This window comes from Coprococcus sp. AF38-1, from assembly GCF_003603945.1.
GTDB lineage: Bacteria > Bacillota > Clostridia > Lachnospirales > Lachnospiraceae > Coprococcus > Coprococcus aceti.
This window is the reverse complement of the sequence record NZ_QVGO01000001.1, coordinates 250,504-271,597: the sequence shown is the minus strand read 5'-3', so window position 1 is coordinate 271,597 and position 21,094 is coordinate 250,504. Positions and strand designations below refer to the sequence as shown.

Annotated in this window: 39 protein-coding genes; all 39 read right to left on the bottom strand. The window is 41.9% G+C overall.

Going from position 1 to position 21,094, the window contains the following annotated elements:
* Window positions 1–17: 17 nt before the first annotated feature.
* A complete protein-coding gene (locus DW025_RS01315) occupies window positions 18–260 on the bottom strand; it encodes a hypothetical protein (RefSeq protein WP_119998338.1) in 243 nt (80 codons plus the stop codon).
* 81 nt (window positions 261–341) lie between these two features.
* On the bottom strand, window positions 342–1,334 hold the full coding sequence (locus DW025_RS01310; protein ID WP_119998336.1) for a DNA cytosine methyltransferase: 993 nt from the start codon (window positions 1,332–1,334) through the stop codon (window positions 342–344).
* Window positions 1,335–1,356: 22 nt separating this feature from the next.
* The gene (locus tag DW025_RS01305) at window positions 1,357–1,806 is read right to left on the bottom strand and encodes a hypothetical protein (protein WP_119998334.1); all 450 of its coding nucleotides are present in this window, start codon (window positions 1,804–1,806) and stop codon (window positions 1,357–1,359) included.
* A 198-nt stretch (window positions 1,807–2,004) separates the two neighbouring features.
* Window positions 2,005–2,451 (bottom strand): hypothetical protein, encoded by a 447-nt coding sequence (locus tag DW025_RS01300; protein ID WP_133302860.1) that lies wholly within the window; start codon window positions 2,449–2,451, stop codon window positions 2,005–2,007.
* Window positions 2,452–2,571: 120 nt separating this feature from the next.
* Window positions 2,572–3,204, bottom strand: coding sequence for a hypothetical protein (locus DW025_RS01295; RefSeq protein WP_119998330.1), 633 nt, complete (start codon window positions 3,202–3,204; stop codon window positions 2,572–2,574).
* Window positions 3,205–3,218: 14 nt separating this feature from the next.
* Window positions 3,219–3,461, bottom strand: a complete 243-nt coding sequence (locus DW025_RS01290) for a hypothetical protein (protein WP_119998328.1) — start codon at window positions 3,459–3,461, stop codon at window positions 3,219–3,221.
* 12 nt (window positions 3,462–3,473) lie between these two features.
* Window positions 3,474–3,716: an HPr family phosphocarrier protein gene (locus tag DW025_RS01285; RefSeq protein ID WP_119998326.1), complete on the bottom strand. Its 243-nt coding sequence runs from the start codon at window positions 3,714–3,716 to the stop codon at window positions 3,474–3,476.
* A 50-nt stretch (window positions 3,717–3,766) separates the two neighbouring features.
* Window positions 3,767–4,006 carry a hypothetical protein gene (locus DW025_RS01280; protein WP_119998324.1) on the bottom strand — a complete coding sequence of 80 codons (240 nt, stop codon included), beginning with the start codon at window positions 4,004–4,006 and terminating at the stop codon, window positions 3,767–3,769.
* 10 nt (window positions 4,007–4,016) lie between these two features.
* Window positions 4,017–4,700, bottom strand: coding sequence for a hypothetical protein (locus DW025_RS01275; protein ID WP_119998322.1), 684 nt, complete (start codon window positions 4,698–4,700; stop codon window positions 4,017–4,019).
* Entirely contained in the window at window positions 4,697–4,942 is a 246-nt protein-coding gene (locus tag DW025_RS01270) for a hypothetical protein (protein WP_119998320.1), read from the bottom strand. Before DW025_RS01270 ends, DW025_RS01275 begins: the two co-directional genes overlap by 4 nt.
* A complete protein-coding gene (locus DW025_RS01265) occupies window positions 4,939–5,157 on the bottom strand; it encodes a hypothetical protein (RefSeq protein WP_133302859.1) in 219 nt (72 codons plus the stop codon). The genes DW025_RS01270 and DW025_RS01265 overlap by 4 nt, the downstream gene beginning before the upstream one ends.
* Before the next feature lie 79 nt (window positions 5,158–5,236).
* Complete coding sequence (locus DW025_RS01260) at window positions 5,237–5,473, bottom strand: hypothetical protein (RefSeq protein WP_119998316.1); 237 nt, start codon at window positions 5,471–5,473, stop codon at window positions 5,237–5,239.
* A 21-nt stretch (window positions 5,474–5,494) separates the two neighbouring features.
* Window positions 5,495–5,716: a hypothetical protein gene (locus tag DW025_RS01255; protein ID WP_119998314.1), complete on the bottom strand. Its 222-nt coding sequence runs from the start codon at window positions 5,714–5,716 to the stop codon at window positions 5,495–5,497.
* A 44-nt stretch (window positions 5,717–5,760) separates the two neighbouring features.
* A complete protein-coding gene (locus DW025_RS01250) occupies window positions 5,761–5,976 on the bottom strand; it encodes a hypothetical protein (protein WP_119998312.1) in 216 nt (71 codons plus the stop codon).
* Between the two features lie 151 nt (window positions 5,977–6,127).
* Complete coding sequence (locus DW025_RS01245; RefSeq protein ID WP_119998311.1) at window positions 6,128–7,036, bottom strand: hypothetical protein; 909 nt, start codon at window positions 7,034–7,036, stop codon at window positions 6,128–6,130.
* Complete coding sequence (locus DW025_RS01240; protein WP_133302858.1) at window positions 7,033–8,115, bottom strand: hypothetical protein; 1,083 nt, start codon at window positions 8,113–8,115, stop codon at window positions 7,033–7,035. Before DW025_RS01240 ends, DW025_RS01245 begins: the two co-directional genes overlap by 4 nt.
* Entirely contained in the window at window positions 8,112–8,657 is a 546-nt protein-coding gene (locus DW025_RS01235; RefSeq protein WP_119998307.1) for a hypothetical protein, read from the bottom strand. Before DW025_RS01235 ends, DW025_RS01240 begins: the two co-directional genes overlap by 4 nt.
* A gap of 13 nt (window positions 8,658–8,670) precedes the next feature.
* A complete protein-coding gene (locus tag DW025_RS01230) occupies window positions 8,671–9,180 on the bottom strand; it encodes a hypothetical protein (protein WP_119998305.1) in 510 nt (169 codons plus the stop codon).
* Window positions 9,181–9,273: 93 nt separating this feature from the next.
* Complete coding sequence (locus DW025_RS01225; RefSeq protein ID WP_119998303.1) at window positions 9,274–9,726, bottom strand: hypothetical protein; 453 nt, start codon at window positions 9,724–9,726, stop codon at window positions 9,274–9,276.
* Window positions 9,716–10,018 (bottom strand): DUF6440 family protein, encoded by a 303-nt coding sequence (locus DW025_RS15030; protein WP_243104856.1) that lies wholly within the window; start codon window positions 10,016–10,018, stop codon window positions 9,716–9,718. Before DW025_RS15030 ends, DW025_RS01225 begins: the two co-directional genes overlap by 11 nt.
* A 101-nt stretch (window positions 10,019–10,119) precedes the next feature.
* Entirely contained in the window at window positions 10,120–10,419 is a 300-nt protein-coding gene (locus tag DW025_RS01215) for a hypothetical protein (protein WP_119998302.1), read from the bottom strand.
* A 142-nt stretch (window positions 10,420–10,561) separates the two neighbouring features.
* A complete protein-coding gene (locus DW025_RS01210) occupies window positions 10,562–10,795 on the bottom strand; it encodes a hypothetical protein (RefSeq protein ID WP_119998300.1) in 234 nt (77 codons plus the stop codon).
* Window positions 10,796–10,886: 91 nt separating this feature from the next.
* Window positions 10,887–11,291 (bottom strand): hypothetical protein, encoded by a 405-nt coding sequence (locus tag DW025_RS14680; protein WP_133302857.1) that lies wholly within the window; start codon window positions 11,289–11,291, stop codon window positions 10,887–10,889.
* Between the two features lie 117 nt (window positions 11,292–11,408).
* Complete coding sequence (locus DW025_RS01200; protein WP_119998296.1) at window positions 11,409–11,609, bottom strand: hypothetical protein; 201 nt, start codon at window positions 11,607–11,609, stop codon at window positions 11,409–11,411.
* Between the two features lie 10 nt (window positions 11,610–11,619).
* Window positions 11,620–11,856, bottom strand: a complete 237-nt coding sequence (locus DW025_RS01195; protein ID WP_119998294.1) for a hypothetical protein — start codon at window positions 11,854–11,856, stop codon at window positions 11,620–11,622.
* A gap of 166 nt (window positions 11,857–12,022) precedes the next feature.
* On the bottom strand, window positions 12,023–12,277 hold the full coding sequence (locus DW025_RS01190; protein WP_119998292.1) for a hypothetical protein: 255 nt from the start codon (window positions 12,275–12,277) through the stop codon (window positions 12,023–12,025).
* Window positions 12,278–12,568: 291 nt separating this feature from the next.
* Complete coding sequence (locus tag DW025_RS01185) at window positions 12,569–13,024, bottom strand: Panacea domain-containing protein (protein ID WP_119998290.1); 456 nt, start codon at window positions 13,022–13,024, stop codon at window positions 12,569–12,571.
* Window positions 13,017–13,499, bottom strand: a complete 483-nt coding sequence (locus DW025_RS01180) for a hypothetical protein (RefSeq protein WP_119998288.1) — start codon at window positions 13,497–13,499, stop codon at window positions 13,017–13,019. Before DW025_RS01180 ends, DW025_RS01185 begins: the two co-directional genes overlap by 8 nt.
* A 27-nt stretch (window positions 13,500–13,526) precedes the next feature.
* On the bottom strand, window positions 13,527–13,913 hold the full coding sequence (locus DW025_RS01175) for a hypothetical protein (protein WP_119998286.1): 387 nt from the start codon (window positions 13,911–13,913) through the stop codon (window positions 13,527–13,529).
* 24 nt (window positions 13,914–13,937) lie between these two features.
* Window positions 13,938–14,336, bottom strand: a complete 399-nt coding sequence (locus tag DW025_RS01170) for a hypothetical protein (protein ID WP_119998284.1) — start codon at window positions 14,334–14,336, stop codon at window positions 13,938–13,940.
* A gap of 162 nt (window positions 14,337–14,498) precedes the next feature.
* Window positions 14,499–14,918: a hypothetical protein gene (locus tag DW025_RS01165; RefSeq protein ID WP_119998282.1), complete on the bottom strand. Its 420-nt coding sequence runs from the start codon at window positions 14,916–14,918 to the stop codon at window positions 14,499–14,501.
* Window positions 14,915–15,496 carry a hypothetical protein gene (locus DW025_RS01160; RefSeq protein ID WP_119998280.1) on the bottom strand — a complete coding sequence of 194 codons (582 nt, stop codon included), beginning with the start codon at window positions 15,494–15,496 and terminating at the stop codon, window positions 14,915–14,917. Before DW025_RS01160 ends, DW025_RS01165 begins: the two co-directional genes overlap by 4 nt.
* On the bottom strand, window positions 15,496–15,780 hold the full coding sequence (locus DW025_RS01155; protein ID WP_119998278.1) for a hypothetical protein: 285 nt from the start codon (window positions 15,778–15,780) through the stop codon (window positions 15,496–15,498). Before DW025_RS01155 ends, DW025_RS01160 begins: the two co-directional genes overlap by 1 nt.
* A gap of 180 nt (window positions 15,781–15,960) precedes the next feature.
* Window positions 15,961–16,386, bottom strand: a complete 426-nt coding sequence (locus DW025_RS01150; protein ID WP_243104855.1) for a RusA family crossover junction endodeoxyribonuclease — start codon at window positions 16,384–16,386, stop codon at window positions 15,961–15,963.
* 353 nt (window positions 16,387–16,739) lie between these two features.
* Entirely contained in the window at window positions 16,740–17,783 is a 1,044-nt protein-coding gene (locus DW025_RS01145) for a tyrosine-type recombinase/integrase (protein WP_165854721.1), read from the bottom strand.
* Window positions 17,784–17,915: 132 nt separating this feature from the next.
* Window positions 17,916–18,509 carry a hypothetical protein gene (locus tag DW025_RS01140; protein ID WP_133302855.1) on the bottom strand — a complete coding sequence of 198 codons (594 nt, stop codon included), beginning with the start codon at window positions 18,507–18,509 and terminating at the stop codon, window positions 17,916–17,918.
* A 30-nt stretch (window positions 18,510–18,539) separates the two neighbouring features.
* On the bottom strand, window positions 18,540–20,126 hold the full coding sequence (locus DW025_RS01135) for an ATP-dependent DNA helicase (protein WP_119998273.1): 1,587 nt from the start codon (window positions 20,124–20,126) through the stop codon (window positions 18,540–18,542).
* 95 nt (window positions 20,127–20,221) lie between these two features.
* Window positions 20,222–20,611, bottom strand: coding sequence for a helix-turn-helix domain-containing protein (locus DW025_RS01130; RefSeq protein WP_119998271.1), 390 nt, complete (start codon window positions 20,609–20,611; stop codon window positions 20,222–20,224).
* The gene (locus tag DW025_RS01125; protein WP_119998270.1) at window positions 20,612–20,854 is read right to left on the bottom strand and encodes a hypothetical protein; all 243 of its coding nucleotides are present in this window, start codon (window positions 20,852–20,854) and stop codon (window positions 20,612–20,614) included.
* Window positions 20,855–21,094 lie beyond the last annotated feature (240 nt).

The following is a 21,094-nucleotide window of genomic DNA, read 5'->3' as shown; positions in this document are numbered from 1 at the left end:
AATCAATCCTTTCATATTCAATCAGTTTGTGGATAATATTTACTGCAAAGCAAATCCCATTCCTTAAAAGAAATTACATCTGGTACAAGCAGTTTCGATTGAATTTCTATGTTATCACAAATCTCATAAAATGCCATATCCATATCGTTTTTTTCGGCTTCTTCTGCCTCAACGATGAGTTCTTTTACTGAATCACTCAATTTATCATAAAATGTGGAAATGTCGATTTCTTTATCAATCCAATTGTTTTCTTTTTTCATAGTTTCAACCTCCGCAAGCTTTGTTTGAGTACAAAAGTTCTTACATTATTATATCATAGCATGTTGATTTTTGAAAGTAATTCAAGAGCCGACTTCAATGATACCCTGTTCAAACATTGCCTTGAACATTGCTTCAAATATCACAACTGGAATGGAATTGCCTGCCTGATGATATAGGGTTCTGTTCATCTTCTCACGCTCAACCTGACAGGTTGATTCTGCTGCATAGAAATCGTCATCTGAATAGCCCTGTAACCGCCAACACTCCAGTTCTGTCAGGTATCTGTATTTTCCACCGCCAAGGTCAATGACCTGTGCTGGGGTTCTGTCCTGTCTTGTGGTGATAGTGTTTGCATATTCATCAATGACAGTTGCTCGCCTGATTCCTTTTTTACCAATGGCATTGTATACACTTGGTTGTGTAACCATATAGCAATCAGGAACATCACCACTTTCAAGGAATGTTTTGATGTTCACCATTGGTTTAGTCTGCATCAGGTCAAAATTGAATTGTTCATCGCCAAGCACTGACACAGTAAAAACCCTTCCCCTTGCCTGTGGCAGTCCGTAATTCCTTGCATCTAGTATTTTGTGATTGTTGGTATATCCCAACTTCTCCATATAGGAAAGGTATCGGTTGAAGTTATGAACCATGTGTTTTGACAGAACATTCTTCACGTTTTCCCAAATCACAACCTTTGGTTTCCATTCGCCCATCTGTTCAATAATATGAACCGTTTCCCACATCAAGCTCGACCTTGTTCCTGAACCTTCATTTGCACCTTTCCCTTTGTTGATTCTTCCACCTTCTGCGGTTGCCTTGCCCTGATGTCCGGCAATGGAAAAGTCCTGACAAGGTGAACCATGAACTAAAATGTCAGGTTTCAAATTCCAACCCACAACCGTCTGCGGTGAATATTCATGTTCAGCAGCAAACATTGCATTGTATGACCTGACTGCTTTTTCATCTATTTCCACATAATCAATGGACTTTACAGGAACACCAATGTTCCGCAACGCACACCTCGGTGAACCTATGCCACCAAACAATTCAAGAAGTTGTATTTTTTCCATTTCCATCACCACCTTGCATATTTTACGACCAGAGCAGGTCACAATTTGTGTCGATACACTCTTTTATCAGTTCCACAAAGTCTTGAAAACCAAGTTCCTGCCTTATCAGGTTTCCGAAGCTGTCTTTCACAATCCGAAACCCATAGGCGATGTTATTGTCATAGTTGTGTATTCGCTCATACAATGCCATACAAGCACTTCTGGAGATATTCCCAGCACAATCTGACTGGAACAGGAAGTCTTTTACACCTGATGGCATTTCGCTGGCTTGCAGGATTCTGTCCATGTCTGTGTCCCACTTCTCCAGAGCCTGTTTACGGTCATCTCCATACGGAATCTCCATGATTTTCATGTACTGCTGCCAAACATTCTTGTCGAACAGTTCAGCTACTTTTGCTCTGAGAAAAAAGAAATTGCCATAGCCGATTTTCATTTCAGATTTCGTCTTTCTGCATTCCAATGTAATTGACATCGTTATCTCTCCGTTCCCTGTAAAAAACAAAGGACGTGGTGCTTTTCGCATACGTCCTCGGAAACTCCTTCTACTCATGGCAGACGAGCGATATATTTCAGCGGACTTCCGCTGACCTTATCATTATAGCAAATCTTACAGCAGATATATTGCTGTTTGTTTTGCGGACTTGTAAATGTTTTATAAAGTCTGCATTCGTCACTGAATTTTCCGGATTTCCTTCACATAAGTGTTGGTGAGGCTCTGCACCTTTTCAGAAAACTCTGCTGCTACACGGCAACTTTCACTGATGCTGTCATCGTCAGCATCTACCAGTACATTCATTGCGATGTCAACACACTTACGCAGCTCTGTAAGCCGTGTTCTCTTTACCCAGTCAAATATCACAGCCTTATCCATTCCAGCTTCTGAGAGCAGGCTCAGAAGAGGCGTATTAGGCTTGCTGACTGTGATACCTGTAATCTGCAATCCTTTTCCTGTACTGTTTGCCTGCTTCTTCGGAACATCGCACACTGTCGTTTCTGCGGTAATATAGCACAGCACAACTTCTGGAGCATCACTTCGGAACACTTTGACTGTTTTGGAACGGTCGTACCCCAACTTCTTTTCCTTTACATCAAGGATAGACACCTGAATGTTTTCCACGTTTTGAAACCACAATCATTATCATTTTACTGGCTTCATAAATTTCCACTGTTACGTTTTCATTATCAGCGACTTTGGGCGTTTTCTTAGTCCTTGCCTTCATTTTAATTTCCTTTCTGGTTATGCAGGAATGGTGTCCGCATGAGGATTGCTGTGACATTCCCATTGATGCCTGCATTTCTTGTTTTCCTTCCAGTTGTTTTCTGACTTATAAAACTTCGGGTCAAGCTGATATGTACAGAAAAATCCAGCGGAATACTTTGCTCTGAGCATTCCTTTGGAATCCAGTATCAGTTTATTCCGGATTCCTTTGTGCCAGTGATAATTCCAGCCTTTTTTGTGTCGCTTGCCTTGCTTTTTCTTACGGCAGTATCTCAGACGTTCTTCCGCAAAGCATACTGCATGAGCGAGAATTGCTTCGTGGTAGTTTCGCAGGTCAAGCACTCGGAGATTTTCTCTCTCAAAACTGCACAATTGCTTCTTTCTCACGAAGTAAACAGCATCATCGTTGTCTGAATCCGGATATGCCGGAGAATACAAACCAAGGTCAGCCCCTGACATATTCTGTTCTGCTTCCATGCGTTTTAATCGCATATCATAGTCATTTGCGGTAAGATGTGTTCCGTAGTGTCCTCGGAGATAACGTGACATATTCCGGATAAACTCCTGCTCTGTTTCGCCATAAACAATGCTGTTTCTCTCCAGCAATGTTCCAACTTTATCAAAGGTCAAGCTACACCAGTAATATGCCATATTTCCACACTCCTTTATGTCAGGCTTGCTGCATAAGCAAAACACAGCTGTTGATTCTTAAAGATATGCTCGTATGGCACATCGACAATATTGTCCTTTTCGTCATGCACCACAAATGTTGCGGATTCCTTGCCTGTCTGGATTTTGAGAATTGCCCCAATCAGGCAGCTTGGCAAGCTGGGACAACACCCTTTCTTGTAGTAATATACTCTGTCACCAACAGAGAATCCCTTATACGTTGTCTTCTCTTCGCTCATGTCCTTTCTCCTTTACGATTCGATGAACTGCTTGATGTCCTGTTCCAGCTTTTCAATGTCATCTTCATCGCCGCATACTCGCATCTCCACAGGTTCAGAGATGTTCAGGGAGAAAATGCCCATGATAGACTTTGCATCGACCACGAATCTGCCGGAACGCAGTTCGGTATCTGCGTTGTGAGCCGATACCAGACGAACAAATTCCTTTACCTTACTGATTGTGTCAATGCGAACTGTGAACTTCTTTTCATTCATGATAATCACTCCTAGTTCAATTTATATCCAGCCGGATAATCCAGCATGAATTACTTATCTTCTTTTTGCTTTAACTGCTTGATGTCCTTTTTCAACACATAACTTGTGATTTCAAAAGAAACACACTGTATGATTCCTAATGCAATCAAGGCGTAAAGCAACATACCAGTTTCACCCACTGCTATGATACCGAGAACGATAAATGCTAACAGCATCAGATGTGTGGTTTCGACAAGAGAAAGCTTTTTTGTCAGCTCGTTTTCTCTTTCTTGCCTTTCTTCTTCACTCACATAAACTCCTTTACATGACGGTTGCATCTGCAATGGCACTTTTGATGCCTCTGCTGATAGCGGAACGAAAACGATTTTCTTTCAGCCCTTCCACTGCATATGTATTTTTTTCTACATCACGAATGGTGCAGAGAGTTTCCATGTCATAGCTGACTTGTACTGTCCCCATGAGATTCCTCTCAATCTGAAAGTAGTCCAAATTGCTGGCGACCGGAACACCATCTCTGTAGAAGCAACGGACTGCATTATACAAATCTTCCTGCTCCACTTCTTCATATGCACTCTTAGAAAGTGTTTCCAGCGTACTTCCTACCTCTCGCATACACACGATGTCAAGGCACTCCAAAAGAGCAACTCGTTCAGGGAAAGATAACTTGATTTCAAAGGTTTCCGGTTTCTTTCCATACGCCCGAACTGTCATGCGAACATCTCCCATGTGATTTACTGCAACACCCACTCTCAGGTTTTGCAGGCAGCCAAGATTCAGGAGAATGTATGCCTTGTCGTACTTGTCGTAAACTCCAGCCTTGATAGCAAGTGCTGTCAGTTTCTTCGCATCAGAAAAAACAGAAAAATCTACCAATACAGGTGAGTTTCCGATTCTCAGGTCATCTGTTACCCTATCGTGCATCTGCACTACCATCGGCTTCGAGAACTCGTATTGATTCCAGTTGATTTCATGCTCCGGTTTCATGCCAAAGCTCCTTTCTTTCCCCATACTTTCTTAGCAACAGCCATATCCAAGATATGCTGTGTCAGATATGCGTGAAGCGTTCCTGCTTCTCCCATGGCGATGCAGTATTCTGTCAATTCTTCCACAGAATATGCTTTCATTGTCTTGCATAGATTTCTGTACACGTTATTGTGTTCTCCATCTACAACGGTTTCCTCTACAACGGTTTCCACAACTTTCCGAATTTCTTCCACTCTGCTCATGCAATATGCTCCTTTGCCTGTTTCGGCAGGTCTGCTTCCGCTTTTTCAAAAGCTTTCAGCATGATGCCTTTGACTTCTTCCATGATGTCCACATATCCGACCGGAATCAGTGTGGTACACAGCTTCTTTATTTCTTCTCGGATAATCGTAGGTCTGCCACTGTCCAGAACCAACAACTTCATGGTGTCGTTCTTGTGGTTTTTGTACCTTCCCATGAAAATACTCATGCGAAAGGGGTCGCTTGCCAAAGCTTCTGTATTCAACAGAACCGTGCCTTTTTTCATTGTTCTCACCTCACCACATCATTTCCAGCACTCTGATTGACTTGCCCCGAAGCTGTTCTTCGGTGTATTGGTTATGGTTAAGTCCCTTCGCCAGAATGTCTTGAATCAAAGATTCTTTATACGCTCTTGTTCGCTCTTTCTCCAGCCGAATCTTCTCGGCTTCTTCCCTGTGTCTCTTTTCCATGTGTGCGAAATAGATTTCTTTTTCCTGCGGTGTCATTCCGGCAGTCACTTCATTCAGTCCCATGCACCTTTTCTCCTTTGCTTTTCAGTCAATATGCACGTTAAACTTTCCAATCGTTGTCCATCTTCCGTTGCGATATTCTTGAAGAATATCCAGCCCGAAGACCTCTTTACCAACGACCTTCTTAATCAGCTCTTCTTTTGAATCGCTGTAAACGCTGTTTGCAATCTGACCGCAAGCTCTAAATCTCTTTGTCATCGTAATGCTCTCGTTTCTTCCAATAACTGAATCGTGATTAACTTTCATTTTCAATTACCTCTCGTCATTCGTTAAAAAACCTGTTGCATCACTTAGCCAATGACTACACCGAGAATTTCAGCAGCATGATAGATGACTTCCTCAAAAGTATTTGCATCAGCATTTTCCCAGTCGCTTTCAAGTCCTGCACGTTTGCACAGTTCTTTGCAGGCTTCCAGTTCCCAATAGTTAAGGCGATTGATTTCTTCAACCAACGCTTCCAGCGACCATGCACTGTATTCTGTATGCCATACTGTGTTCTTTGCCATGATACTTACCATTCCTTTCGGTCGTTCGTATGTGTTCCTTACATTGTCTATTATAGCACAGTAGTGTACAAATGTCAAGCATATTTCAATGTTTACTCTGTAGAACATCCGTTATGTAAGTACCACAATGTTTGTGCAAAACGACAGCAATTCATTCTGTTGTCGTTGACTTGACTGGTTCTGAATGCTTCGTGATTTGATTTGTCTTCTTGTCGAGAAGAATCGTATTCTTGTTCAATTGTAAAATCGAAGTAGCATCATCTGCAACATCAAACGTCTGCAATGTTTCCCATGTGAGGTTATAGTAAGTGCATTGGAATGCGTTGTCCGTTTCTGTATATTCCCGATACAGAACTGGTTCATCATCAAGGCTGAACTCTAAGTCAAAGCAGGACTGAACGCTCTCCAGCGTAGGCGTTCCTGCAAAATATTGTGTCAGAGAGCAGTCGCTTTCCAGCATGACTGTATGTTTCGGATAGATAACACGATATGCCCTGTAGGTGTCGTTGCCTACCAGACTGTCGTTGTCATAATATTCATTATGGCTGGTAAACCGAACGCTGTATTCCAGATAATCGTCTGTTTCACCGCAGAAGATATACTCTGCATCAGCACTGCTTACAGCAATTTCTTCATTACGTTGCTTTGCAAAGTCTTTCAGCTCTTCCGCAGAAATAGCCTTCTTGACGTTTGTTTCCTCGTTAAACCAAACAGGAGCGTAGAGAAACTTCTCTTCGGTATCAGTTCCTGCACCGTACCATTCCGTCTGAAACAAGTCCGGCTGACAGGCAAGGTCGTGAACAAAGTCTGCGGTTTTGAAATCGTGATTTGCAATGGAACGGAGCTTTTCATCTGATATTGATTCCACATCATTTTCAGAGTTGAAATTGATGTCAATATCCGGAGAAACAGATGTCATGGAATCTTCGGATTCCGCAGATTCTGAAACACTGCTGGCAGCAGGTTGATTCTTGCTTTCTAAAATCTTATCTCTGGCAAGACAAACGATGCAGGTGACTGTCAGCATCGCTGTCACGAGAAGAACCGTTTCTTTATTCATTTCACTTCCCCTTTCTGTTCTGTTTCAATTTTATGTATTACCGCTGGCATTTCTTCTGTTCTTACGCCAACAAAGCACTCGCTCAGCCACTTTGCTCTTCTTACTTTGTTCTCTCCGCTGCCATACCAGAAGTGCGACCAGTGAGCCTTTCTGCAATGCGGTCTGACTTTGCCGTGTCTGGAGTGCTGTGTTCCAGACGTTTCCTTTGGCTCGGTACTTTCTTGCTCTTTTTTCCAAGCACGAAAAGCTGCACCAAACCGAACGCCAACGTCCCATTTCTGAATTTCAGAATATTTGTTTTTCGGCTCAGTATGCGGAGCAGGCTTGCGATACGTTTTCTTCGTCTGAGGATTTTCTTCGATGTCCGGCTGAACAGAAGACAGGTAATTGAGAATCTGCACAACCATTGTCATCAGACCTCGGATATTTGATGTGATTTTCTTTTCTTCTCCGTTGGACAGATAGATTTCCTCTTTGGTATCTGATAAATTGCAAAAGCCCAGCTGGTCTGATACGTTACCAAGTTCAAACATATCTTTGATGAACATATCCTGATTCACTCGGTAAATGCGAATCACAACCTTTTCTTTTCCGTCCTCAAAGAGATTGTGAACATAGACAAAGATGCCCTGACAGGAAAACATCTCACAGTATTCCGGACAGTCTTCAATGTCCAGATAAAACAGCTGATACGGCAGGAACTTCCAAGAATCTTTTTCATAGAACACTTCTTCTGTATTCAGAAGCTCATGGACAAAATCGTTGTCCAGTCGGAAGACTTGCTTGTTCCTGCTCCATTTCTTTATGACTGCCATAGATTCCAGTGCATCAAACAGCTCACTGTTTGACAGACCTTTCAGGAACGCATTGGCTTTTGCATTTGGTTTCAAGAAAGAGAAGATGCCGCTTTTTCGTTTTTGCAACTCCTGTTGTGAATCCGTACTCGGTGCAGTCAGAATATCCATGATTGCTTCGGCAGACACGCTGTTTCTGATGCTCATTTGATACGCAGAGTTCATTCTGTCACACCATGACAATGGCGTGTAAATGTCCTGCTCCTTCCGCTTTACTTTCATCACAGGCACTCCTTTTCTCTTCTTGCAGCACGATAGCTCAGACTGTTGTCTATCCGGTTAAATCCGTACATTGAAAGCAAATACAACACTGCGATATAGACACCTGTAATTCCGCATACTGTCCACGCTACCGCCCATGCAATTCGATTGCTTTTGTCAAAAAAGACTGCAATTATGGCTACTGTCAGTATCATCAAGATGAGTAGCACACTTCCTGCTGCCAGCAATCGGATTGCCAGATTGTTTTCTTTTGCTTTTTCTCCCTCGTGATACAGCCGAAATTCTCCAGCCTGACAACGAATGAGGTCATCTGTTTCTTCCGAAGCCAGAACGAAAGAAACATACTTTGTGACAAATCGGCTGACATCATATTCTTTCAGCTTTCTTGTGCTTGTGCTTGCCTGAATATCGCAAATACGAAATTTTGAACCAGCAGAATAGATGCCTTTGTCACCGCTTACAGTTCTGGTGTTGTACACAACATCACCCACTTCATAAACCACTTCTTTTTTCCATTGTTCATCGCTTACATACTCTGTCAACATACGCTATCACCTCTTATTTTGCTCTGCTCAACACTTTCAGCATTGCATCACTGAGCAGATGATGCTGCTTTGCGTACAAAATCACCTTATTTTCTGGAAAGAGTTCTCCCATTTTCTTCAATGTCAGTCTTCTGGTAATGGTATACTTTATCACAAGCTTCCAGCACAGCTCTGGCTCTTTTCTCTCCTTGTACAGATATTCGTATCTCTCCGAAGAACCTGCATAGTGGTCAAACAGATAGATACGCCGTCCGGCTTCTGCACTTTCCCTTAGTTCAGAAAAGCAGAGCAGATTATTTTCCATATCTGTATGCTTCGTGCCTTTGAGAAACTTCCACAGACTGTCAAAGCCTTCTCCCCGATAGACACCCATATCCAGATGCTTCTGCACTTCCGGATTGACAATATCCAACAGAACGAGTTCCGGTTCAGCTGTTGTGAATCGTTTTTTTCGTCCGTATTCCATGTCGAACTTATTCTTTGCAACATAGAAATTGCAAGTCTTCAAATAAATCTCCAGCATATCTTACCTCTCAAAAAATCAACTGGAAAATGCGAAGCAGTCCTGCTCCGAGAACCATGCCCCACATTGTAAAAACTGCATATGTAACTGCATTCATTTCACGATTTCCTCTCCATTCTGCAATTTTTTCGCAAGTGTCAGCAGGCACTCTGTCATAGTAGATTTTGAAATCACAGTGGACTGCCACATATTGTTTTGGCAAATTTCCACGTTATAAAAAAACTTGTTGCTTACTTTACTTGTGATAATAGATACTCTGTAACGATTTTTCTGCAAATAGAACGGTTCGTTCACTCGCAGGGCAATGATGCCGAAATCTGTTACCACTCTGATGCTGTCACAGGTATCTGTTCCTGCAACAGCGTGAACACTGTTCAAAGCCTGCTCTCTGCGATTCAAATACAGTTCCTTCCCCAAAGGCGTTCCGCAGTTCGGACAGTAAGAAAACTGCATATCTATCTGGTGTACATCATCTGGGTCAAGCTCCACAGTTACCCAGTCTTCTATGCGGATATTGCATACTTCACACTGAAACTTATTCTTCATCGGTATTTCCTTTCTGAACCATTACATTACCGTTCTCGTCCAACCGTGGCGTGATACCACCTCTTCTGTCGCTTTCAAATATCAAATACTGCACTCCGGTATCTTTGTCAGTATAAACCGTCACTTTTCCATTACTGCTGTCCTTGTATTCTTCCATTTGAGAAGATTGCTCTGCATCTCTCTGTTTAACCTGAGAAGAAGTGCAGGCTGCAAATATGCCAGCAATCAATGCACTGGCAAACGATGCTGCCAAGCAAGCTTTTGCCAATCGCACCGCAAATTCCCAAGTCATATTATCATCTCCTGTTACCATTCTTCATACACGTCTATTGCTTCCTGAAACCGCAAACGGACAAGCTTCACACTGAAAAATCTTCTTTGAGTTCATGTCATTTACCTTTCTGTCCATCTATCAGCTGCCACATATACACCAAAAAGTATATGTGCTGCTGCCATAACCGCAGCTGTTACAGTGAATGCAATGGACTTCTCAATTCCACCAGCAGTCATGCTACATTCAGTAGCAATTATTCCAATTCCGTAAGTAGAAAATGTGATTCCTGTAATAAAGAACACCACATCTAACACTTTGTTCCAGCTTTTGAAGAACGTATACACCAAGACGAACATAGTGTAAATCAGCAACATCGTATAGGGCGAGCCTACTGAAAACATCTGCAAAGCTTCTCTCATTGATTACATCTCACTTTCTGCTTGCCGTTGTTACATATAACACAGCGGAATTGGTGTTGCTGTATCACAGCCGGAGCAGGCAAGCAAGAATGCTCCAGCAATCATCGTCAGAATTGTCATTTTCAACACTTTTCTTAACATTTCAACACCTCGGTTCGCTTTCTTTCGTTTCTTTCGCTTTCTTTCTCTTTCTACGAGCTTTCCTGATACGATTCACGACAGTCCAGAAAGAAATCCACAGTATCGGAGAGATGATTATTGCTATTATCTCTACGAAAAGCTCCAGTGGGGAATATTTTTCTTCAACAAATTGCATGATAAAAAGTATCATCAGATTGATGAACAGCCACAATAAGACAAAAAATGCAATCGTCATAGCTCCACCTCATGCACTTATCGAAACACTGCGAAAACAGCTCTGAAAAGATGTCCTCTTGTCAAATGGTAAAATACCCAGAATAACTTTCTCATGCTTCTCCCTCACATTTCAGCTGATAGCGAACGTCCTCAATCACCCTGTCAATTTCGTTTGTGCCGACAGCTCGCAGAACTGTATGCCACTCGTCATCGCCAAGAGGTTTCAGTGTTGACATCTTCAAGGAACGCTCTTTCAGCTGTTCCTGAACCATCGTCAGCACCTGCTCCGCAAGGTTCAGAGCTTCCGGAGAAACATCTCTCGGAACGATAAGTTCTCTTTTGAACGGAACATTCTTCATGCCCATCATTGTTCGTCCACAATTTGCACAAGGTTCAAGGCTGTATGCAAAGAAAGTGTGTTCATGTCCGCAGACACTGCAACGGCACAATACTCCAGTACAGTTGCCATGATTGCCGTTACTCTTACCTACCCAATATGCACCTGTTTCAATCACGGATTTTCATTCCTTTCATTCCTTATCTTTTAGCCTGTCAGCGGACTTGTGACCGCTTGTCAGTCGCATTACTTGCAACCGACATTTGTGTCGGTCGCAATCACTCTGCGTTGCAGGTTACTTTCCCAGAGTAGAAACAACATCATGCAGGCTGTCCGAAACCTTTGCAATCAGTTCCTTTGTTTCTGTTGTCATCGGAATGTCCGGTTCGCAATACTCATAGAAGGAGCATTTCGTTCCATAGCTGGCACAATAGTCGATATAGTGCTGTGCCATTCTTACAACATTCTTTCTTGCTTCCTGATATGTTTCACTCATAGCCATTCCCTCATTTACGATATTCTTTTAATTCTCTTGCTTTCCATGTTACACCAGTGCGTTCTTTTCTCTTAATCAGCACATTCAGAAGGCTTCTGATTGCATCACTTTCTGTGTTGCCAAGAACCACAGCCGTTGCACCGCTTTTTTCCGGAATGCTGATGGTTTCATCGTAAGCTGCACAAGCATACACAGCATTTTCTGTTCTTCCACTGTTAAAAGTCAGGTCGATTGCAAAAATTTTCATTGTCAACACCATACCTTTCACGTTTCTGTGTGTTCCTTACATTATCTATTATAGCACAGTAGTGTACAAATGTCAAGTATATACGCATATTTACTCTGTCAAACATTCGTTATGTAAGTGCCAGAAAATTTGTGCATTATGACAATTCAAATGGTGATTAAGTAAATCACAATTTGAAAATATCGTCCTGTGTCTGTGGTTCTTTTCCCTGCATTCTGTCCCACAAGTTTATAGTATCATCAAGGTCAAAATAGCCCCTTGCAATGCCGACACACTCGCTGTCAGACAGCTTGTATTTGTTTTTGAAGGCTCTGCAAACCGCAATTGCATCGCTTTGTGTGTGGACTTCTCCACTCCGTGTTTTTTCTCGGTATTCCTTCCGGAGTGCAATCATATCTCTTACAAGTGTTTCAAAATTCATATTCAGTTATCCTTCTTTGAGATTTTCCAGAACAGGGAGTAGATAGATTATTGAACCTGCTGTTCTTCAATTAGGTAATAATCAAAAGACTGGAATCTTTTTCTGCGTTCCTTTTCTCTTTCTGCTTTTCGGCGAGTGTTGAACACTGCTAGAACTTCCTTTGCATCTGCTCCGTAGAGTTTAATACAGCCAATCAGAATGTAAATGGTCATTCATGATTCCTTTCTGGTAGCGGTGTATTGCCGACCTCAGTAACACATCTGTTTGCGTGTAGTTAATGATATAACATATTCACTCAGAAAAGTATGCTTTCAGACTTTCCAATGTAATGACACTAGCATTGCTGGTATTGGCATAAGCGTCACGGTATGGTTTCTGATTCATAACGATTCGATTCAGTGTTGCTGCACTGTATGTTCCTATTTGATACAGCACCTTACAGATTTGCTTCTGGTCTTTCTTTTCCAGTTTTTCATCTGTCTTTATTTGATTTGCCATAATGCCCCACAAAGAGCAATTGCCAAACATACGGAAAGTGTAATGTACATCTTCTACAGCTACGCCCCAGCTTTGAGCGTACAGCTGGTCTGTAAAGCAAGGCGTACCATACTTTATCATGTACCATGCCTGCACATAGTACAGCATAGAGTTCAGCTTGCTGTTTGTCATACAGATAGTAGGCTCTGCCGCTTCTGCTGCCTCTATCAGAAACTTTGCAATGGTTTTTGCCTGATAAGGCTTACGCATCTTCTTCACCTTCCATAATTTCGTAGAACGCACTGCCTTTCATTTCAACGAATCCTTCCGGACAAGTCAGAGGCTTCTCCAGATTATGTTCTACACTGCAATAGACTTTTCCGTCAACCGAAAACAACCGAACTTCTGCCTGCAAAATCGTTTCTTCAAAAAAGAACGGCACAAACGGTTTGTATGCTCTGCAAACTCCAAGGGCTTTCAGTTCCTTGCCGAGAAAACTTGTCTTCTTGATGCCGTAATAAACACTCCCATTGTCTTCGACTGTTTTCTTCATGAAATTGTCGTCAGGCATATCCGGACACTTCTTGATGTAGAGAATATTTCCTTTCCAAAGAGCAGGTGATGGAATGTTGTGATTGTTCATAAACTTCCTGACTTTTTCGGCTTGCTTATCGGATTCATTCCAGTAGGTCATGCACTCTGCAAACCGCTTGCTCTGTGGTGTGATTTCGTAAAACTGTTCCATTTCAATCCTGCTCCTTTGGTCGATAGGTCAGTCCCAGTAATGTGTTTCTTCGGAATAGACGCACTTTTCAATTCGGCTTTCGCATCGTGGAATTTCATCATATGACACCTTTCTCAGATAAAACAACATAGCCTCTGCTTCTTCTCTGGAATTTATCTGATGTGTCAGCTGACGAATTGGGCGGTACACTCCCAGTGTTATAACATACGGATATTTCTGCTGCCCGTAGTTGTCAAGCGTAAATTCGCCATGCCACCCCTCTTTGCTTTTGAAGAACCAGAATGTTCCTCTGATAGCTTCTTTGGCTGGCAAATCTTCTTTTCTTTCAGCATCGACATTTATCATGCCTTTCCATGTGTTGCCGTCCGGCAGTTGATACTGCAAATGAAATTTTCTCTGATAATACCCCATCATCGTACCGTCCTTTCCTGACGCTGATTACATATCTCCCTCAGCCAAATAAATCGCATCTTGTTCTCGAATGGCTTCCAGAGATACAGTCGTTCCTTTTCCACCTCTTCTGCCTTTTCTTCTGCGAAGAACTCTGTCTTTGATTTCAAATTTTTCGCATTCGCCCTCGCCGTAGAAATCATAATTCCCATGCTTCCAGCTTTTGCTTTCAAGTCTGTGGTTAATCCAGTCCACCAGACATTCAATTGTTGCGTGTGCCGTTTCTACGTCAACAACTTCATCAAAAATGGACATCTTAAAAGAAATCGTAATCGGTCTTCCGTCAAGAACAAGCCCCATTTCTTTAGCGATTGTTTCAGCAATTTGCTTCTGGTCTCCGCAAGAAGCTGTTACAAGCATTTCAGTGATTTTCTTTTCAATTCCCATAACAGTACGCTCCTTTATCTGTTCCTTACATTATCTATTATACAATATCTACTGTAAGACATATTGCAGTTTGCTTTTCTGGTCTGTAAACATTGTATGAATCTTTACAATTGCTGGCTACAAAAAAGCCGTTCTCCCAGAGCAGGAAAACGACTGATTTGATTATTCGTGGTACGGTTCAAAATTCTGTTTCAGATACTCTGAGAGTTCGTTGTTCGGTTGCATACATAAGAAGTATGATGCAAGAATCTGTCTGCCGTTTTCGTGCTGTTGCAGCTTGTTCGGCTTCTTCTTTGGCTTTTCATCGTCCGGAAAAAATCGAAGTTCCATCGGATATTCCAACGAATGATACCGTCCATGTACGATGCGGATTTTTCCGACTTTTCCAGTTTCTTTGTTGACCACCTTTTGAGAAAGTCCGGTGGCTGTAAGAACCTGTTTGAAGTAAGCAACGCAGGAGCGTTCGTATTCGGCAGCAGCTTTTTGGAGAACAATAAGATTTTTCTTTACACTGTTGACCGCCTGCTTGGTTGCAACATCAATTGATGCAGCTGTTTCCTTCTGCATTCCGTATGTAATCATATATCGTCATCGCACTCCATTTCATCGTAATCGTCATCACAAAAGCATATCTCCATCGCTTTTCTTACTTCTCCAACGATGTCCCGAACAAAATTGTAAAAGCCTTTGCTGAACTGTCCATCAACGAACAGCTGTGGCATAGATGTCAGACGTGGCTCTTTCTCATCATTCGCCCAGATACGTTCTAACGAAAAGTTCGCTCCATACTCATCTGCCTGTATGAATGATTCGATTTGAAACCGTCCTGCCTGCAAGCAGAAAATATCTGCCATAACAGCATTCTTATGCAGGTCTTCGTGCAGAGAAATGTCCATTGTTGCAGAAACGCCTTTGCCGTTCTCTTTGTTCTTGTGATAAAAGCCACAAACAGCATCGCCTTTCTGCACAAGTAATTCTCCGTATTTTGTTTTGTGTCCCATATGCAGTCGTATCGTGTTTTCGTCAAGCATTTCTGTGTCAAGAATTATCGTATCATCAAGCGAATGCGTAAGAAAATTCTGCGTACCAAAATCACTTGCTTTCATGTCACCAATCATTTTGAAAAACGCATATCTTTGTTCGTCTGAATAGTTTTGCATCACACACACTCCCTCTTCCGAAATGGGTCTGCATCGAAATGAGCAGGCTCTCCAATTGCTTCTTCCAGCTGGCTGACCAGATAACTTTGTCCTTCTTCATCATCAACCAACTCTGATGCAGTGGACAACAAATTCTGAGAGTAAAAGCCTTCTGGATATTCCGTTCCAGCAGAGCGATACACCAGAATGTTGTTTTTGTTTTCTGGGTCTCGCTGAATGATTTCCTTTTCTGCCAATGCAGACAACAACCGAATGCACTGATAGAAATTTAACTTCTGGTTCACAGCATTTCATCTCCTTTTTCGTTCATGCTGTTTATGTTCGTTCATCTATTATTTTAGCATATCTACTGTAAGATATAATTTGCTTTGTTTTGCTGAAATGAAAACATTCTGTAAAGCTTGAAGTTGCAAGAAAAAAGCACCAGTTCCGGAGCAGGAACATGATGCTGTAAGAAAAAGATTCTATTCCGTAATGTCGTTGCTCAAAATCACAACGACTTTCGGATTGTCGCTGTACCATTTCTCTACAGAAAGAGAAGTGATTTGCTTGTCATCTGGATAGGCAACACCGTTCAATCCGTCACAGATAATCTTTGCAATATTATCTGCATCGCACTTCTTCAACGGACGGATTTTGCCTTGCAGCATTGCTTCACGTTTCACTTTGCTTGTGGACTTGGGGATTCCAAAATGAGCAATGATTTCTACACGAATCGCATCATTCTCGGAGAATTGGAAGCCACGACTGACCGCCTTGTAACACCAGCCAACCTGCGTTTCATAGTCCTTGGTTTCTGTCGGTGTGTAAGTGCTGCTGTTACCGAATCTCGGTCTGCCTTTTCCTTTGGGTTCGCCATCAATTTTGAATGAGATTTTCGTCTGATTCAATGAAGATTCCTTCTTCCTTGTCGATAGATTCTTGAAATAAAATAGATGTAAAAATACTCTGGAGCAGGACTGCTGCCTGCAAAGAAACGCATAAAAAAACAGAACGTCTTTTTCAACATTCTGTTTTGAGGGGAGATGCAGTAAAACTACTGCACTTCTATTATATTTGTTTTCCACTGGCACGTCAATCACTGTCGAAAATTATTCTGACAGCGTTCACAATTTTCAGAGCCATGCACAAACCATGTGCTGTGATGTTGGCTACAGTGTACAAAATGCAAGGCTGTTGTATAGGGTACAGGTATAGCAAGGTATACCTACATATCCGTTTGCTTTAATCTGGTTGAATCAGATTATCCAATGCTGACTTGTAAATCGTATTCGTCTTTTATGTTCATAACTTCACGAATCGACTGCATATGCAAGTTGTCTTTTATCTCTTTTGGCTTCGTACCGTTTTCAAGTTCAGATACAATAAACGCCTTGCGAATCGTCTTTGTAGTAATGCCTTTTGGAAGTCCGCATACTCTTGTGATGTTGCGAATTGTACTGTGTACACTCTGCATTGTCAATGGATTTCCGTATGAGTTCAGGAACAGCAGTCGGTCATTTTCTTCTCTGCATTCCGGCAGTCTTCCAATTTCAATTTGCGATTCAATCCATGACACACACTGGTCGGAAAGCGGATATTTTTTCTTATCTATTGTGGCTGTCTTTTCTTCCAGATTGATGTCTTTTGCTTTCATTGTATTGATGTCTTGGAAGCGGAATCCTGTCAGCATTGTAAAGATGGCAACCAATTCATTTACGCCATACTTCACACAGTCTTCTGCAATGCAAAACGAAAGCAAAGATTCCAGCTCTTTCGGTGACATGATGTAGGCTGTTGATACAGTTCCGGCTGCTGGAACTGTCTTTCTGATGTCTGACAAATTGAATTGACAAGTGATACCTGCTTCTTTCGCAAGTGTGAATGTTTTCTTCAACACATCTGTGATTTTATCAATGTTCACCTGCTCAAATTTCAGAACAATCGTGTTATAAAATTTCTGCATATCTTCTTGTGTAATTTCATCAATATTTTTATCTATTGGAGAATCGAAAACAGCGTTTTCAAATAGCGTTGTCAGTTTTTTGATAGTTGGTATTGCCTCTTGCGTAACAGCACACTTGAAATAAAAACGCACATAGTCTGAAAGCTTTTTCCCAACTGGTCTATATGTTTCCAAAACCGCAGTACGTTCAGCCTCTGCTGTTGCAATTTTTTCTTTCAGTTCACCTTCGGTAGCAGCATAAATGCGTTTGGATTTTCCAAAAAAGTCCTTGTCCAAATCATATACATAGTATTCTCGTGAGCCAGTGAAAACCTTGCGGATTTCTTTTGTTCCTCTACGCATATCCATCTCTCCTATCATAAATTCGTTCAGTGCTATTATACAAGATGTCAAACATTTTTTCAATTCCTAAAATTCAAAACATAAAATAAAAGTGACCGTTATGAAACACAACAGCCACTTTATATTTTTCATTTATCCGTTATTTTGTTCTGTAATCAATTCTAGTTCTGTAGTATCAGAGGCAAGGAAAAAGATGTATTTATCCTGCAAACAATACAGCTTGTAATGTACACCTTTCGCCGTCTGGTCGAAGAAGCAATTTGCCTGTTGCTTGCTGACGTAAAAGTTTGCAGATGATTTCTGCTCATCAGTGAAATGATATATCGTAGAGGGCTTTTTGTCAGATGCTTTTTTCTCTTTGCTGATTTCATCAAGCAAGAACAAATGCTTTGAAGTGCGAATGCCTGAGCCTGCCTGAATTGCCTGTTCTAACTTCTTCGCAGCATTGCTCACATGAAGCAACATTGTAATGACAACGATGCCAATGTATATCATACACAGAAAGCAAAACGGCAAAATATTTTTCAAGCTTTCCAGAGAAATTTTTCCGCAAAAAGCGAATATTACAAGTGAAAAAGCAACTGCAAATCCGATAGTGATTCCAATTTTGATGCAGGCAACTTTATGCGTTCCTGCTCTCTCTTTATCCATAAATTCCTGCAATGCCTCGGTGTCTTTTATGTCGGGCGTAGCTGTACAATACAGTTTCAATTCTTTCACAGTCATTGCAAAATTCCTTTCCAAAAACAAGCTGGATTATGCTCCTTTTTTGTTCCAGCCAGCGACTGACACTTCACTCTTTTCCTCTTCTTTTTTCTCCTTTTCCTCTGCCTTTTTCTTTGCAGAAAGAGCTTGCAGAAAGTCAAGAATCTCTGCTTTGTTGTCTGCAAAAACCTCGTTCAAAAGTTTTACTGCACCCTCGCAATCTCTGGAAGTCTGCACAGAAATTATATCTTTTTCTCTGCCGAAAAATGTGTAGTTCTCTGGGTTCTTGTAGTAGTTGACGACCTCAGAAGATACCCGAACCATCTTTGGTGTCAGAGGGTCAGCAATGAACATTTTGTCTGCTGCCTTGCATCGGGAAAGAGCAACATAGAGCTGTCCGTCCTGAAAGATTTCCGGCTTGAAATTCATTGCGTCATAAGTCTGTCCCTGTGCTTTGTGAACTGTGATTGCAAATCCCAGCTTCATCGGAAACTGCTCTGCACTTCCTACAGTCACAAGCTCCAGTTCCTTATGCTTCTTGATGATTGCCTCTCCACGCTCATCTTTCAGTTCTTCAATGATTTCTTTCTCTCTGTATTCGTACTTGTTGAAGTCATGCCGTTCTACACAAACCAGATGTTTTTCTGGTTTTCCTGTGGCGATTTCAATTCGCTCCACTTCAACATAAATTTCATCACCTGAGATTTTTTTGATTGTTCCCATACTGCCGTTCTGATAATCTCCAGACGGTTCATTTACCAGCATGATTACTCTTGCTCCTACCTTGCACTGGAAAGAATCCTCACACAGTCCGTCACTGGCGGTCGCTATCCCTGTATAGATAGCAGGAAAACTGTATTCCTTCTTCTTGATTTTGTCCAACCGTTCCTGATTCCGAAGTCTGGCTGTAACATTCTTTCCGCATACCCAAATTGCATCTTTCTGCTCTTTTGCTGCTGTATTTTTTGCAAAGAACGGAAGGCAATCCGTATCGCCTTCTTTGCACTGGTCAAGTGCTGTGCAGAACGCTTTGTCTCCGTCCTGCCGTTTTACTTCGGTCAGCTTTTCAAACTGAATCCGGAGTGACTGCCAATACTTTGACTGGAACGCAAATCCGTTTCCGATATTCTTGCCGTAGTACAAGTCCAGCATCTTTTTATCCAGCGGAGGAATTACCGGAGCAAGCTGATAAAAGTCCCCTACCAGAATAATCTGAATGTCCGGTCGCTTCTGTGCCTTGCGTTCCCGATTGATAAGGTCAATGTATTTCATCACTTTATCGAACACGTCAATCCGCACCATACTGATTTCGTCAATGAGCAGAACACTTGCCAGATTCAGAATCTGCATCACTTCTGTCGGAACATTTCTCACGTCAGCAAGCATACTTTTAACATCAGTTTTCAGCTTGAACAGTCGGTGTAAAGTCACGCCCTGAATGTTGCAGGCGGCAATGCCAGTCGGTGCAGCTTTCAGAATTTTCACATCATTCTGCTTACAATACTGGTCGAATGCCTTTACCAAAAACGACTTACCTGTTCCGGCATTTCCGGTCAGAAAAATATTCTCACCGTTTACCATTCGGGAGAAGATTCGCTTCTGCTCTGCCCCAAGCTTGCTGATATAATCTTCACTCATAAATGAATCACTCTTTCTTTCAAAATAAAAAAGCCCCACAGGGCTTCTCTGAGCCTCTGTAAGGCTTTCTCGGAATCACTCGTCTGTTGTATCGGCTATTCCTTTTCGGCTCGTTCTGAGCCGTCCTGAGCGTCTGTAGACGCTTTCAAATCCTTTGTGCTGATAATTACTGACGGCAGAGCATCAAACGCTTTCATAATCTCAATTGGCTGTCTCTCTTCTGGGATAATCTCACAAATGCGGTACACGCTTTCCATGAATTTATCTCTGTAGAGTGTCTTGTTGATGTAAACACTGCTGTCATTCAGATAAGCATTCACAATCTCTTCGATGACATTAGTTGTGATGTCGGTGGGATTCCGCTTTCCTGTGATGTAGCAGGCAAGCGTGTTTTGTGGAATTTTGGTCAATGCAGAAAGTTCACGATAACTAAGTCCGGATTTCTTCCAAGCATCACGAACTCTCTCGGAATTTATCTTCTGCAATTACTTCCCCTTTCCGGCAAGCTCTGCATCGCTGATAGCATGGTCTGCCTCATAAATAATGTTGTACAGCAGATTCATCGGACTGATGCCGTAAATGTTTGTTGTGATGGACACGATTTTTGCGTGTGCAGCTTTCAGCGAATCAACCGTATGATTCACAGTGGATTCAATCCTGCCAATATCATTTGTAGAATTGAATACCACAACTTTCAAGTATCTTGAACGATAGTTTTTGTTTTCCATTTTATATCTCCTTTTTTATTTTTTCATATACTGCTCATACCTCGCATATACGCACAGACTGCAACTGTTTAACCAGTGTTATCCTGCTGATGTGAGCCGTACTTACACCTTGCACATACGCACAGCCTGCAACAAATCAACATATGATTTATCGCCATACCAGACAGCTTACACCTTGCACATACGCATAAATAGCAACTGCAAGATGTCTGTACAGATTTTATGTACAGAGTTTCATGT